Below are 15866 nucleotides of genomic sequence, written 5' to 3' on the forward strand. Positions count from 1 at the left end.
TTTATAAACGTTTTTTGATAAAATATACTTACTTTTATTCTGTTAAAAAAACAAATCCCTTTCATTGCAATTGATGAAAGGGATTTGAATCATATGAGTAAGTTATTTTTTCTCGTCAAACATATGTTTGGCGTAATTCACCTTCATTATATCAAAGATGTTTCTGATAGAAGTGATACGCTCTTTAAATTGGTTGTAGTCTTTCTGTGCTACGGGTGTCCATTGCACTTCGGAAAGAGCTGTCATACGCGGTGCTACCATATACTCGGCTTGTTCGGGGGAATGTACATATTCTGTCCAAAGATTTGCCTGTACTCCCAAGATAAGTTTGGCTTGTTCCTCAGTAAACTCGGCAGGTACGGGGTCATAGGAGTATGTTTTCTCGACTGTAGTAAGGCAACAGATACTCAGATAAGGCTGTTTGGTTTCAGCATCTACTGCATCTTGATAATGGTCAAAATAACAATATCCTCCCGGAGTCATAATGGCTTTATGTCCGGCTTTTGCAGCTGCAATTCCACCTTCTACGCCTCGCCAACTCATCACGGTTGCATTAGGGGCTAATCCGCCTTCTAAAATTTCATCCCAACCGATGATTTGTCGTCCTTTACTGTTTAAGAATTTCTCTATACGGCTTATGAAATAACTTTGCAGCTTTTCTTCCTTCGTATGTTTCTTCCCATCGATAGGATTTGGCTCCGTATCGTCCTTTAACCCTAATTGTTTGATAACTTCCTGAGCTTGTGCAGACTCTTTCCACTCTTTTTTCGGTGCTTCATCGCCCCCGATGTGAATATATTCGCTTGGGAAGATATCCATTACTTCGGTAAGCACATTTTCCAAGAATTGGAAGGTTTCTTCCTTCGGTGCCAAGACCTGTTCAAAGATTCCCCAGTATTCGGCTACTTTGTAAGGACCTGTTCCGTTGCCGAGTTCAGGATATGCAGCCAAAGCGGCGAGCATATGTCCGGGCATATCAATTTCGGGAATGACTGTGATGTGGCGGTCAGCGGCATATTTCACAATTTCGCGGGCTTCTTCCTGCGTATAGAAGCCTCCGTAGCGTTTTCCGTCGCCTTTGAAGACAGCATCTTTGGCAGCTCCCGGAAAGTTCTTGCCGATGGCGGTCTGTTCACGCCACGCTCCCACTTCGGTCAGCTTCGGATACTGTTTAATTTCAAGTCGCCAGCCTTGGTCTTCGGTCAGATGCCAATGGAATCTGTTCATTTTGTGCAGTGCCAGCAGGTCGATGTACTTTTTGATGAATTCCATCGGGAACATATGCCTTCCTACATCCAGATGCATTCCGCGATAAGCAAATCGGGGAGCATCTTCGATTTTTCCGCTCAAAATGACAAAATGTTTTTCTCCATTTTCGGCAGAAACCTCTTTAATCATCTGCCGTAACGTTTGCAATCCATAGAAAACCCCTTGGGCATTCTTCCCGCTAACGACTATCAGATTGGAATTTCCGTCGATTTTGTAACCTTCTTCCTCATTAATCTTTTCATCAATGTGAAGGAAAATCCCTTTGTCAAATTTGCCTTCGTTTCCGAAGGTAATTTCAATCCCTGTTTGCAACTTGATGTATTCTTTCAGGAATTCGGCTTCTTTTTGAAGCTCGTCGTCAAAATAAACCTTGGTTTTGTCGTTCAGCAAAAGCCGTCCGTTCTGGATTTCCAACTTCTGCGGAAGCGGTACTAAGGCATAGTCGCTTACTACGTTTTGAGTTTCGGCATACGGATTCTTCTCCTGGCACGAAACCAATGCAAAAGCCAAAGCAATGGCTAAGATACATTTCTTCATACGTTTAAATTTATGTTGTTAATTAATTTTTTTAGTCATATTTGCATTCATCAAGTATTGTTCAGGCATTGTAACAGACATACAATCAGTTAGAGTGTCAGGCTGAGCGAAGTCGAAGCCTTGTACATAAATGGCTTCGACTTCGCTCAGCCTGACAATGCCCATTATATTATAAAACTTTATATTTTTTAACTCAAATCCGTTTAGTACTTCGATTTGTTTGGTACAAATTTACAATTTTTTATTTATTTCAAAGGATTGCTTGCTCCTGAAAATTTCAAAAATAAGAAAAGACACCCCGAAGAGCGTCTTTTCTTTGTATTAATTCCTCATAAATTTGCCAAGGCTTTCCAGCAATTGAGGCTGGTCTTCCAGTGCAATCTTAGCAATGCTGTAAAATTCGCGTACCCATTTCTCCAAAGCCTCAAAGGCAGCATCTTTGTTTTTGGTTGCCTGTTGGCTTTCGCCTTTTTCGTTGGTATATTGCAGATATGCCTGCCGTACCTCCGTAAGGGCTTTAAGTTGTCCGGCGATATGTTCATCGGTAATTTTAAGTCTTTTCAGAGGCGTGCGAAGTTCCTCTTTAGCTTGCAATTGCTTGTAAAAAGTATCGACATCATCGAGCATTGCACCAATTCGGATACTCATAACTCCCTTGATTGCCAACACGGTAAGAATCGTATCCTCATCTTTGAAGATAATTTTTGCCTTTTTACGGTCAGTAGTGTATGATTTTTTCAACTCCTCGAACTTTTTGCTGAATGTATCGTATGCCATTTTCTCTTCGGCAGTTTCGGTTTTGTTCAGGTCGAGCTTTTGTGCGGCATTGTCATATAGGGCTTTCCCTTTGGCAATTTCTTGTTCATCATAGCCGTACTCTGCCAGCTCGTTTTTCAGCATTTCGTTCTTGCTGATGTTCTCAAAAATAGCTCCATAATTCTGGAACTTCTCAATAGTTAATCTTTTTTGTGCCATAATCGTCATTTTTTTATTAAACGTCAGATTTCTTTTTGTTTTTAGACTTATTTTACAGCAAAAATCATTCCAAAAACACTCTTTTTCAACCAAAAATCATTTCATTTCCCATCATACGGACTTTATTTCCTTCCGAACTTGTTTTATCTCCTATTGTACGGGCTTTATATTGCTATGTACGGACTTCATTTCCTATTGTACCAACTTTATTTTACATTGTACGGGGTTTATTTTGTGTTGAATATTATTTTTGTTGAAGGGCTTATGCAATAAGCCCTTACATTTGGCTGAATGTTGATACGTTTCTCACTCGGAAATGTATTTTATATACGTAAATCTATTGTTTTCTATCTTTACTATAATATTCTGATGCAATAAGCCCCTACGTTTGGACGAATCATTGTTAGATTTCTCTTGTAGAAGCAAAAATTTCTTATCTTTTTCATATTTGGCAAAAGATATTTCGCCTCTACACTGGTGATATTGTGCTGTATAATCCTTTGTTTTATAAATACATCAATCAAACATTTCAGGGTCTTTATTTGCTCGTTTTTTCATATAAGAATATAGAAGGTATGCGAGTAAACTTAGCACAATAACAGGAAGAAAGCTACCTATTATTAAACTAATTTCATAAGTACTATCAGGAGCTTCAGCAATTTTTTGTTTTATTTGTTCTAAATGCTGTTCTTGTTTTGGATTTTGTAATAAAAGTATCATCGATTTTTGAATTTTGCTAACATTTGTTTGGTTTGCTGGGAAAGTACTAACTTTCCGGAGATTTCGGCATTCTTCGGAAGCTCTTCCAGCCAATGTTCGGTGTGTTGCCAAGTGATGCGTTTCATTTCGGAAAGAGCTACAGGATTGGATTGCAACAATTTTTCCAAGAAATATTCGATGGCTTCATCCATTTCCTTGCTGTTTTCAAATACGCGTGCGTAAAGTCCTTTCTGTTGAGCCCAATAGGCGTTCTTCCATTGGTCGGGAGCCATAAAAAGCTCGTTGAGTGCGGCTTGACCGGTCTTTCTGAGGATTACGGGAGCAATCACAAAAGGACCAATTCCGAGCGAGAGTTCCGATAAACGAATGATTGCCGCCTCGGTAGCAAAAACATAGTCGCAGGCAGCGATAAGCCCCACTCCCCCACCAACGGTTTTGCCCTGTACCCGCCCGATGATGAGCTTTTTACATTCACGCATTGCCAGAAAAAGATTTGCAAAGCCATTAAAAAAGCGGTTGCCTTCCGTTTCGGTTTCTATTGCCAGTAATTCATCGAACGAAGCCCCTGCACAAAAGGCTCGGTCGCCTTCGCTTTTAAGCAGAATGAGAGAAACCTCAGGATTATCGGAAAGTAATTTCAATTCCTTGGCAAATCTTTCCAAAAGTTCCAATGGAAAAGAATTCGCATTAGGATGCCCAAACTCAATGGTGGCAATTTTATTTTCGATTTTGGTGTATAAAGAACCGTTTTGTCTGTTTGTTGTCATAATCTTATTTTTTTCCAAAAGTAGTAATATTTTTACAGATTATTGCCTTTTGGTTTATTTTTTTAGATTCATCAGCTGAAATTCCTAAGCAATACGAACAATTCCATTACTAAAAAATCCCTGACAGAAAGTTTCTTTTCCTCAGGGATTTTCATTATTTATGAACACATATTCAAACGATATAGCCTTTATCTCAAGTATTTTATTGCATTGGTTATTCTTTATCTCAAGAAATTGCTGCAATAAATCGACTTATAAGGTTGTTGGACACACAAACGGACTAATTTTCAACTCTTCAGATGCTTTTATGCCTTTAAATCCTCCTTGTACATCAATCAGGTTATGATAGCCTCTCGCCTTAAGAATAGAAATAAATACCATAGACCTATAACCGCTTGCACAATGCACGAAATACGTTTTATTTTTATCTATTTCAGAAATATAGTTATTGATATAGTCCAACGGCGTGTTCTTTGCTCCTATTAGGTGTTCCGAAATGTGCTCGTTGGGCTTACGTACGTCCAAAATTTGAATTTCGGGATTGTCTTTCATTCTTTTTGACAGTTCTTTGGGTGTGATTGATTCTACCTTATCCATCTCTTTTCCTGCTTGCCTCCACGATTCAAATCCTCCTTCAAGAAAACCAACACTGTTGTCATAACCTACGCGAGCCAATCGGGTTACTACCTCTTCTTCTCTTCCTTGTTCCGCCACGATAAGGATTTCTTGTTTGATATCCGGAATCAATGCACCCACCCACGGAGCAAAACTGCCGTCAATGCCAATGTTTATTGCATTAGGAATGTGACCTTTAGCGAATACTTGCGGAGCACGCGTGTCCAACACCAAAGCTCCCGTGAGGTTTGCTTCCTTTTCAAAATTGTTGGGAGACAAAGCTCTGAGTCCTTTTTTTAGTACTTGGTCAATGCTTTCATATCCTTTGATATTCATCAATACATTTTCAGGAAAATACTCAGGAGGAGGCATCAAACCGTCCAATACCTTTATGATGAACTCCTGTTTTGTCATTGGCTGAAGTGCGTAATTGGTTTTCTTTTGATTTCCGAGTGTGTCACTTGTTTCTTTGCTCATATTCTTGCCACAAGCTGAGCCTGAACCGTGTGCCGGGAAGATGATGATGTCATCGGAAAGCGGAATTATCTTGCTGTGTAACGACTCGTACAAATGTCCGGCTAACTTTTCTTGAGTTAAATCGGCAGCTACCTTCTGAGCCAAATCAGGACGCCCTACATCACCTATAAAGAGAGTATCTCCCGTGAATAGAGCGACTTGTTTTCCATTCTCATCGATAAGTAAATAGCAAGTACTTTCCATCGTATGCCCCGGAGTGTGAATTACCTTAATGCGGACTTTACCTACCTTCAAAATCTCGCCGTCTTCCGCCACGTGAGCCTTAAAATGAGGCTTTGCCGTAGGACCAAAAACGATAGTAGCTCCTGTTTTGTTTGCCAAATCAAGATGTCCACTTACAAAGTCGGCGTGGAAATGTGTCTCGAGTACGTATTTGATTTTCGCTCCGTTCTTTTCCGCCTTCTCGATGTAAGATTTTACCTCACGAAGCGGGTCAATTACAACTGCCTCTCCTTCACTTTCAATATAATAAGCCCCTTGAGCTAAACATCCCGTATAAATTTGTTCTACTTTCATAGTATTTGATTTTATATTATTTTTCTGTGCCTGAACTGTACATAATCCCAACAGACTTAGGATTGTACAAATAACTTTCTTTATCATAATCTCCTTTGTTACTCTATTAATATTCTTTTTAATTGTATTCCAGCCAAATGCTTTCTACAGAAATAGTTCTTTTACAAAAATATAAACTCCCATAACTAATACAAACCACCCAAAAATGGATTTTAAACGAGCTCCATCAATTTTTCTGGAAAGAAATATACCCACAAAAATCCCTAAAACGGAAAGGATTGAAAAAATTATAAGCAATTCCCAATCAATGATTTTGAAATAATTCTGTAAATCGCCTATGAAACCTAACATTGATTTTATCGCAATAATAAACAAAGACGTTCCTACAGCAAGTTTAATAGGCATTTTGGCAAGAAGCACCAAAGCAGGGATTACTAAGAATCCTCCACCAGCTCCAACCAGCCCAGTAAGCACTCCCACAGCTATCCCCTCCAACAAAATCATAAGATATTTGTAACGTATTTCAGTTTCCTCTTCTTGCTGATATTTTTTTTTGGGGCGGAGCATTGAAACTGATGCCAAAATCATCACTACCGCAAACAGAACCATCAAACCCATTGATTTGGTAAAAACCAGTGAATCCATTCTGAAAATAACATCGGGTATCATAGGTAATAGAAAGGCTCTACTGAAATAAACTGCCAAAACAGAAGGTAATCCAAAAACAAATACACTTTTAAAATCAACCCTTTTCAGAAAAGCATTTTTAATTCCTCCCACAAGTGATGTAACTCCAACAATAAATAACGAATATGCCGTAGCTAAAATTGGCTCTACACCCATCAAATACACTAAAATAGGAAGAGTAAGGATAGAACCTCCGCTACCTACCAGCCCCAAAGAAATCCCTATTAAAGTAGCCAAAGCATACCCCAAAATCTCTGTTTCCATACTTTTTGATGTTTTACGGGGCAAAAATAAATCGCATATTTGGGTTTGACAGCAACCAAAGTTACATATCAATATTTTTCTGAAAAAAGTACAATCTTTTTCCTTCGATAAGTGATTTTATTCAATTTTTTATCATATCTTTGCCCCACTTTTGGGGATGTAGCTCAGTTGGCTAGAGCGCTTGCATGGCATGCAAGAGGTCGTGGGTTCGAGCCCCATCTTCTCCACAAATATAATTCTTTGGAATACGTATCTGTCTTTTGCTGAGTCAGATACGTTTTTTAGTAAATATTTCTGCAAACATTAAAAAACACTTCTCATAATGAAAAATATTTTTACTCTTCTATTGTGTTTGTTCAGTGGGATTCTGATGGCTCAAAAAGAACAAAAACCAAATATTATTTTTATTTTGGCTGATGATATGGGATATGGAGATATTGAGCCCTACGGACAGAGCATCGTGAAAACGCCTCACCTGAGTAAACTTGCCAATGAAGGAATGACCTTCACGGATTTTTATGCGGGAAGTACCGTTTGTGCTCCCTCACGAGCCTCTTTGCTTACAGGACAACACACCGGACGTACGAAAGTAAGAGGAAACGGCGAATTTCCATTAGACGAAAACAAGAAAATTTTTCCTGAACTTTTGAAAGAAGCCGGTTATCAGAATGCTATTTTCGGAAAATGGGGAATGGGACTCAAAGACAGCGGAAGTACACCTCTCACACGTGGTTTTGATGCCTTTGCAGGTTTTCTTCACCATATGGAAGCTCATTCCCAAACACCTGACGCTATCGATTGTATTGAAGATGGAAAAATAGTAAGAAAGCCACTTGCCAAAGGAACATACGCCAATGAAATTTTCATAACCAAAACACTTGATTTCATCAAAGACAATGCGAGTAAAAATCCATTTTTCATTTACTTGTCATTGACCGTTCCTCACGCAGAACTTTCTGTTGCACAGCACTATATGGAAAAACAATTAGATGAAAATAAAAATAGTATTCATCCTAATGAAAAGAACTTTAAAGGAGGACATTACGGACCTCAAAAATTCCCCAAAGCGACATATGCTGCAATGGTTAACGGAATAGATGATTATGTGGGACAAATCTCAACTTTGGTGGAAAAGTTGGGCATCGACCGAAATACGATTATCATTTTTGCAAGCGATAACGGCACACATATAGAAGGAGGCAGAACTATGGAAGATGTAGCTTATTTTCAAAGTAGTGGCATTTATCGAGGTGTAAAACGTGATTTATACGAAGGAGGCATACGTGAACCTTTCATCGTACGGTGGAAAGGAACCGTGCCGGCTAATACTAAGAGTAATTTTCAAGGAGCTTTTTGGGATATTTATCCTACTTTTGCTGAAATGGCAGGCGTTCGCGTAGATAAAAACGACCCGATTGACGGAATATCGTTTATGAATACGCTCAAAGGAAATAAAAAACAGAAAAAACACAAATATCTTTACTGGGAATTTTATGAATTTGGCGGAAAACAAGCTGTTAGATATAAAAATTGGAAAGCAGTAAGGGTAAATGTAGATAAAGACAAAAATGCCCCCATTGAGCTTTACGATTTGAGTAAAGACCCTTCGGAAACGAACAATATAGCGGGAAAATACCCTAAAATGATAAAGAAATTGACCAAGTTTATGGAAAAATCCCGTACATCTTCGGATATTTTTAAATATTCGTGGGAAAAAACAAAAAAATAAATTCGTTTTTGTTTAGGTTACTTTGTTTTACAAAAAAGAAAAATATATGAAAATAAGTTGGGGAACGGGAATTGTGATTGCTTTTGTGTTTTTTATCACATTTATAATGTATTTTGTTTTAAATATGATAGTTGATAAAAAATATGATCACGATTTTGTAACGGAAGATTACTATAAAAAAGAGTGGTCATACCAAAATATGATGGTTAAGGTCAAAAAAACGGAGCAAGAACAGATGACCGTACAAATAAAACCTTCTTCGGAAGGAGTTTTGTTAATTTTCCCTGAAAAAACAACTGATGAGACTGTTACGGGTACGGTTTCTTTCTACCGACCTTCCGATAAAAAAAGAGATTTCAGAATTCCTTTGCAATTGAAAAACAGAAGGATGCTAATCCCGATGAACGTTTTGGCTAAAGGACGATGGAACATAGAAGTGGACTATACTTTTAATACAAACGATTATTTTTCGATTAAAAATATTACCATAGAATAATGTTTTATACTGCCTTTATATTGGGCTTTTTGGGAAGTTTTCATTGTGTGGGAATGTGTGGTCCTTTAACTTTAATTCTTCCGCTTGAACATCAAAAACCTTTTAAAAAAGCCTTTCAAATTGCTTCTTATCACATCGGGAAGGCTATGGCATACGTGTCTTTGGGGTTAGTGTTCGGAATGCTTGGAAAAGGGTTATTTATCAGAGAATATCAGCAAGTCTTTTCTATTATTGTTGGTTCACTGATGATTTTGATTGTGTTGCTTTCTTTGGTAAAAGTAAAAATGAATCTGTTTTCCAAACCGATTTATTTTTTGATAGGAAAGGTAAAATATGCTCTTGCTCAGCAACTTCGTCGTAAAGGCGTACTATCGATTCTTTTTATAGGTTTTTTCAATGGGTTTCTTCCTTGCGGATTGGTTTATATGGCGTTATTCGGAGCGTTAGCTCAAGGGGAATTGAGTTACTCGGCAATGTATATGTTTGCTTTTGCATTGGGAACCGTTCCTTTAATGACCGCCACCATTTATTTGGGAAATTTTTTAAGTCAAAAAACGAAAAAATACATTCAAAAAGCAATTCCTTTTGTGATTATCATCATTGGCGGATTGTTTATACTCCGTGGGCTTGCTTTAGGAATTCCGTACATCTCCCCGTCAAATATGAATTTGATGATTAAAGCCGATGCCGATTGCATTGTCCCTATGCCGAAATAAAATTATTCGAAAGTAAATTTATTTTCGTTTTTTCCTTTCATTTTTTTAAGATAATTATACTTTTGTAAAAAAATCGGTTTAACAGATTCGTATTACAGATGAATTATTTAAAAAGTGTTGTTGCTGATGTGTTGGAATGCTTCCCTGATGAGCTTGAAAATTTGATTTTCGTAACCTCAGGAAAACGTCCTGTACTTTTCTTGAAGAAATATTTCGCGGAACTTAATCACAAAACAAGCATTGCTCCTGAATTTATAGGAATTTCGGAGCTTTTCACTCGAATTTCGGGAGTAGAAAGCTTCGGAGAATTACCTCTTTTGTTTGAATTTTACGACACTTACAAATCTGTATGCAAAAAAGAACCTGATGATTTTGAGACTTTTATCGGATGGGGACAAACATTACTGAAGGATTTTAGCGAGATTGACCAGTATTTGGTTCAGCCCGAAAAAATTTTCCCCTACATACACGCTTTGAAGGAAGCCGAGCATTGGTCGGGAGCAGATGAGCTAACCGAAATGCAAAAAAAACATCTCGAATTTTGGAATACACTTGGCGATTATTACTTTGCTCTTAATGAGAAACTTACTTCATTAAATAAGGGATATTCCGGATTTATTGCCAAAAAAGCAGTTGAAAAATTGCCACACTACATCCAAAATAACACCAATAAAATTCATATTTTCGTGGGATTCAATGCTTTATCAAAGGCAGAACAAAAAATCATTCATTCCATTTTAATGGATTCAAAATCAGAAATTTATTGGGATATTGATGAATATTTTATAAAATCGGAAGAACACGATGCGGGTTATTTTATCCGAAAATATATAAAAAACTGGAAATATTACGAAACAAACAAACCAAAATGGTTAAATAACAACTATTTACAAGAAAAAGAAATTCATATCACAGGAGTTCCGAAGAGTATCAACCAAGCTCACGAAGTTGCCGAACTGCTCCAAAAAACGCCTAACAGCGAATTGGAAAAAACAGCTTTAATCATTGCTGATGAAAATCTGTTAATCCCTATGTTACAATCAGTTAAACCGAACACATCGGTTAATATAACAATGGGGTATCCGCTGCAACAAACGCCTCTTAATGACCTATTTACAGGCTATTTCAGGTTACATTTATCGAAGAATTTCTATTATAAAGATATTTTAAACCTCATTTCGCAACCTTTCTTGCAAAATATCTTCACGGAAGAAGCTATAATTAAGATTTCAGAATTCATAAAAGAACGCAACTTGAATTATTTAACTCGGGAAAAAATTCTGGAAGCAACTCCTGACGCTCAAAAAGAATTCATCGAAATATTATTCCCAGAGAAAGATGAAAACCTGATTAACAAACTGATTGACAATGCTTTATTTTTAATCTATAGTATCAAACAGAAAACAAATAACGATGATGGAAAACATACACTTACCTTGGAGTTTCTGTATCGTTTCTATTTGTTATTCAACCAGTTAAGACAACTTCAAAATAAATTTGGTTACATTGATTCGGTAAAATCTTTATATCATTTCTATTTAGATGTTTTACAGAAAAGTTCTCTGAATTTTGTTGGAGAACCTCTTGAAGGACTGCAAGTTATGGGAGTTTTGGAAAGCCGAAGTTTGGATTTTGAAAACATCATAATAACCTCAGTAAATGAAGGAGTTCTTCCTTTGGGGAAAAGCGGAAATTCGTTTATTCCGTATGATGTGAAATATTTTTTGGAATTGCCTACTTACAAAGAAAAAGATGCTGTTTATAGTTATAATTTCTATCGTATGTTACAGCGTTCCAGAAAGATACATCTGATTTACGACACGGAAATGAGCGGACTGAAAAGCAAAGAAAAAAGCCGATTTGTTTTGCAATTACTTGCCGAAAGGATTTCTGCACACCGGGTTTTGCATCAGGTAAAAGCCCCTGAGGTGTATCCTGCAACTGCTCCGAAGATTATCATTCCAAAAACTGATGATATTTTGGAACGCTTGAAAAATATAGCAGAAAAAGGTATATCTCCCTCTTCTTTAACGAATTATATTCTGAATCCAATTACATTCTATCAACAAAACGTCCTGCAAGTTTACGAAGAAAGAGATGTTGAAGAAACGGTGGAAGCACGCACCTTTGGGGATATTGTTCACGGAACTTTAGAGGATTTGTATAACCCATTGCTCAAACAAATTCTAACGGAAAGCCATTTCAAAGCAATGCGTCCTAAAGTACGTTCTTTAATTGAAAAACATTTTTTGGAAAAATACAAAAACTCCGAATTCAAAAGCGGTAAAAATTTACTGATTTTCAATGTTATTTATGAATATGTAAATCGATTTCTTGACCTTGAAATTGCTGAAATCCGCAAAGGAACTGAAATTATCGTTTTGCATTTGGAGCAACGATTAAGCGTCCCTTTTGAAAGTAAAATCCTGCCTTTTCCTATCCATTTCAAAGGAATTATTGACCGCATTGATTTACGAAACGGCATTTTGCATATTATCGATTACAAAACAGGAAAGGTAAATCACAATAACGTTTGCGTTTCTGATTGGGATTTGCTAATTACCGATTTCAAATATAGTAAAGCTTTTCAACTGCTTACATATGCCTATATGTTTGATAAACAGAATCAAAATCAACAAAATATGATTGCAGGAAATTTTTCGTTTAAAAACCTTAACCAAGGATTAATAAAGTTTCACATCAAACAAGGAAGAGAAACAGAGTATGAAATAAGCCCGCAAGTCATTGAAATTTACAGAGAATACACCGAAAAACTACTATCAGAAATCTTTGACCCCAACATTCCTTTTTCTGAGAAAAATACGTAGTTAAATTTTTGCCATCTTGCTTTCTTATATTTTAGTTTGTACTTTTGTTCTCTGAAAATTAAGCTTTTTTGGATGAAATCACTTTTTTTGACTTTTTTTACAATCATTTGTTGCTCTTTTGCTTTCGCCCAAACCGATACACTTTATCAAGGCGAGAATTTTCAGTTTATTGATACAATTCGGCTTCCGGAAGTTGTTGTTTTTGGAAAAGAACGAAAGTTTGTCAGCGAGGAAGCTCGTAAACAATATCTGATTTTGCGTAGTCGCGTTAAAAAAGTTTATCCTTATGCCAAGCTCGCCGCTGACCGTCTGGAAATTATGGAACAGACAATGGATACAATGCGTAACAAACGAGCCAAAAAGCTATATACCAAGCGAATGCAAAAATACATCGAAGACCGATTTACAGCCGAACTCAAAAAACTTTCACGTTCACAAGGACGAATTTTAGTAAAACTTATACATCGGCAAACGGGAAGAACTGCTTATCAATTAGTTAAAGATTTACGCAACGGATGGAGTGCTTTTATGTATAACAGCACGGCTTGGCTATATGATATTTCCCTTAAAACCGAATATAATCCTGCTGAAAATAATGAAGATTTACTAATAGAAGAAATCTTGCATCGTGCTTTTGCCAACGACGAGTTGGATTACCAAGCTCCTGCCTTTGAGATAAATTTGAGTAAAATAATTGATGAGCGAAAAAGTAGAAGAAAAGAAGGTAATTCAAAATAATTTTTCTTCTCGTCACAAAATAAGATTGAGTTCTTCAATGGAGAATTTCAATTGGCTTTTCCTATCTTCTGAAAGAATTCAGAAAACTGTACTTTTTTATCATATTGCAAAAATTTTGTATCTTTGCACGATTTTTTAAAGCAATCATATGATACTTCCTATGAAAAAATTAATTTTTCTTACTTTTTTGCTTCTTTCCTATGTAGGGATTTATTCACAAGTACACACTCCATTCAAAATTCGACAAAACGAAAATCTAAAAGGTGGCTTGAAGATGATTGGAAATCAAATACTAAACAAACATCCTGCCAATGAAAATCATAATGATGATACAGGTATGAATGATTTACTACCGATGAAATACGTAGATATTGACAATGATGAAAATACCTTCAGTTCAAGTGCTGCTACATTGACTTTTGATAATCCTACGTGTTCCAAAATAAAATATGCTGGTTTATATTGGGGAGGTGTATATTTACAAAACGACCCCAATCTAAGAAATATCAAAATAAAAATTCCTTCTCAAACGGATTACATTGACATAGAAGCTGATACGTTCATTTATGACGGCTATGCTTTAAACATACAGCAAGGCAGAGATTCTTACATTTGTTACAAGGATATTACAGAATTACTTTCCAATGCAAATCCAACCGGTGAATATGTTGTGGCAAATGTAAAAGCTTCCCGAACAACAAATCCTCATGAAGTCCGTGGAGGAGTATCAGCAGGTTGGTCACTTGTTATCATTTACGAAGACCCCGACAAAAGCAACAAAAACATTACAACTTTTGATGGATACGCCAGAATTACAAAAGGAGAAAAAGTTGATTTTTCCTTTTCCGGATTCAAAACCCTACCCTCGCCACTTCCCGTAAATGCTCGTTTTGGAGTGATGGCTCTTGAAGGAGATAAAGATATTTCAGGGGACAAGCTATCCATCTTAAAACCAGATGGTTCTTATGAAGACCTTTCTAATTCTATAAATCCAGCGAATAATTTCTTCAATAGCTCAATAAGCGAAGGCGAAAATTTAATTATAGACAGACACCCGGCATCGACCAATACTTTGGGTTGGGATATTGATTTATTTTCTATTCCAAATACAAATAACTCTATTATACAAAATGACCAAGAAACAGCCTCTTTCAAAGCTCACTCAACAGGAGACCTTTACAATATCTTTTTCAGTGCTTTTGAGGTGGAAGTCATTGAACCAAAGATGAATCTGTTAAAAACTGCCCAAGATGTAGCAGGAAATATTTTGAACAACCAAACGGTTGCTCTTGGTTCAACTGTTTATTACGGACTTGAATTTCAAAACGTTGGAAATGACGACGTCGTTGATTACCAAATCAAAGACTTTCTCCCCAAAAACGTAACTTTAGATACCAGTATTCCTTTTGAAATTCCTGCTGGAAGTGGCATTACGCATTCGGTAAATAATTCTACTAACGGAAGTGAAATTACTTTCAAAATTCCTAATGAGTTGGTCAAAAAAGGTGGAGAAAAACATAAAATCCGATTTGCCGTAAAATTAAGTTCTAATTGTTCCGATTTCGAGGCTCCTTGTTCTGAAAAAATCATAAACAAGGCAAAATCCACATATAAAGGAACTCTTAATCAATCAATTATAAATGACAATGGAAGTTTTTCATCAATTGATAATTGTAATATTGGTATTTTAGAAGATACTGTTTTTTATGCTGATTTAACTCCTTGCGTGATTCCGGAAAATATTGAACTACTTTGCGGAGAAAATCTGGTGTTAACGGCTCAGGCTGGTTTTGACAAATATGAGTGGAAAGACAATATGGGAAATATTATCAGCACAAACCAAACTGTAATTATATCTGCATCAGGAAGATATACTTTAATCAAACATACCAACAATTGTGTTGATAGACAGGAAATTTATAATGTTTCAACGGTACAACGTCAAGGCACTAATCCTCTTATTCCTTATTCCGAAGTTACTTTTACTTGTGCAGAAACACACAGAACCTTCCCTCAAATATTTCTATGCGGAACGGGAGCTTCAAAATCAATTGATTTAACCTCAATCCAGAATGTGGCTACGGTTAATTTGGAAAAATACGCTGGTACACAATCACTTGCTTTGGAAGAAAACTGTCCGCCTAACGACAATATGTGGCAAAGTATATCAAGTTCCAAAACCTTTTCACTAACTGAAGAAGGAATTTACAAGTTAAATCTGACTTTCCAAAATGGTTGTTTGGCAACATATTATTTCCGTGTGCATACATCGCCCATTAATCCAACTATTTCAAAGGAAGACATTTACTGTAAAAATGGGAAAATTTCCGTGCAAAATGCAAGTTCCGATTACGAATATGCTATTGAATTACAAGGAACAACTGAATCTCCTGTATATCAACAAAGTCCTGATTTTGAAATAGAAACAGCGGGAATTTATTCGGTTCTTGTTCGTAAAAAAGTAAGATTGGA

General features: G+C 36.6%; 13 protein-coding genes and 1 tRNA gene. 7 read left to right on the forward strand and 7 right to left on the reverse strand.

The features are described 5' to 3' along the window. Window positions 1-102: 102 nt before the first annotated feature. The 7 genes from GN105_RS10380 to GN105_RS10410 all read right to left on the reverse strand — a co-directional run bounded on the left by GN105_RS10380 (window position 103) and on the right by GN105_RS10410 (window position 6887). Complete coding sequence (locus tag GN105_RS10380) at window positions 103-1806, reverse strand: beta-N-acetylhexosaminidase (protein ID WP_227977434.1); 1704 nt, start codon at window positions 1804-1806, stop codon at window positions 103-105. An 18-nt stretch (window positions 1807-1824) separates the two neighbouring features. After that, on the reverse strand, window positions 1825-1971 hold the full coding sequence (locus GN105_RS10385; protein ID WP_155285327.1) for a hypothetical protein: 147 nt from the start codon (window positions 1969-1971) through the stop codon (window positions 1825-1827). Window positions 1972-2127: 156 nt separating this feature from the next. Beyond that, complete coding sequence (locus GN105_RS10390; RefSeq protein ID WP_155285328.1) at window positions 2128-2781, reverse strand: PQLLE family protein; 654 nt, start codon at window positions 2779-2781, stop codon at window positions 2128-2130. Between the two features lie 516 nt (window positions 2782-3297). Then, window positions 3298-3501 (reverse strand): hypothetical protein, encoded by a 204-nt coding sequence (locus GN105_RS10395; RefSeq protein WP_155285329.1) that lies wholly within the window; start codon window positions 3499-3501, stop codon window positions 3298-3300. Beyond that, window positions 3498-4268: an enoyl-CoA hydratase/isomerase family protein gene (locus tag GN105_RS10400; protein WP_155285330.1), complete on the reverse strand. Its 771-nt coding sequence runs from the start codon at window positions 4266-4268 to the stop codon at window positions 3498-3500. The genes GN105_RS10395 and GN105_RS10400 overlap by 4 nt, the downstream gene beginning before the upstream one ends. A 252-nt stretch (window positions 4269-4520) precedes the next feature. Next, entirely contained in the window at window positions 4521-5936 is a 1416-nt protein-coding gene (locus GN105_RS10405; RefSeq protein WP_155285331.1) for an MBL fold metallo-hydrolase, read from the reverse strand. A 144-nt stretch (window positions 5937-6080) separates the two neighbouring features. Then, window positions 6081-6887, reverse strand: a complete 807-nt coding sequence (locus GN105_RS10410) for a sulfite exporter TauE/SafE family protein (protein WP_155285332.1) — start codon at window positions 6885-6887, stop codon at window positions 6081-6083. Between the two features lie 153 nt (window positions 6888-7040). Here GN105_RS10410 and GN105_RS10415 point away from each other — a divergent pair. From GN105_RS10415 to GN105_RS10445, 7 genes are all read left to right on the forward strand, one after another. Then, a tRNA-Ala gene (locus GN105_RS10415) sits at window positions 7041-7114 on the forward strand. A gap of 95 nt (window positions 7115-7209) precedes the next feature. Then, entirely contained in the window at window positions 7210-8616 is a 1407-nt protein-coding gene (locus GN105_RS10420; protein WP_155285333.1) for an arylsulfatase, read from the forward strand. A 46-nt stretch (window positions 8617-8662) separates the two neighbouring features. Continuing rightward, on the forward strand, window positions 8663-9112 hold the full coding sequence (locus GN105_RS10425) for a FixH family protein (protein ID WP_155285334.1): 450 nt from the start codon (window positions 8663-8665) through the stop codon (window positions 9110-9112). After that, window positions 9112-9828 (forward strand): sulfite exporter TauE/SafE family protein, encoded by a 717-nt coding sequence (locus tag GN105_RS10430; RefSeq protein WP_155285335.1) that lies wholly within the window; start codon window positions 9112-9114, stop codon window positions 9826-9828. Before GN105_RS10425 ends, GN105_RS10430 begins: the two co-directional genes overlap by 1 nt. Before the next feature lie 98 nt (window positions 9829-9926). After that, on the forward strand, window positions 9927-12656 hold the full coding sequence (locus GN105_RS10435; protein WP_155285336.1) for a PD-(D/E)XK nuclease family protein: 2730 nt from the start codon (window positions 9927-9929) through the stop codon (window positions 12654-12656). Between the two features lie 72 nt (window positions 12657-12728). Then, on the forward strand, window positions 12729-13394 hold the full coding sequence (locus GN105_RS10440) for a DUF4294 domain-containing protein (RefSeq protein WP_155285337.1): 666 nt from the start codon (window positions 12729-12731) through the stop codon (window positions 13392-13394). A 160-nt stretch (window positions 13395-13554) separates the two neighbouring features. Then, a partial coding sequence (locus GN105_RS10445) for an isopeptide-forming domain-containing fimbrial protein (RefSeq protein WP_155285338.1) occupies window positions 13555-15866 on the forward strand: 2312 nt, incomplete at its 3' end.

The sequence above is a fragment of the Capnocytophaga felis genome, assembly GCF_009684755.1.
In the GTDB taxonomy this organism is placed as follows: Bacteria; Bacteroidota; Bacteroidia; order Flavobacteriales; family Flavobacteriaceae; genus Capnocytophaga; species Capnocytophaga felis.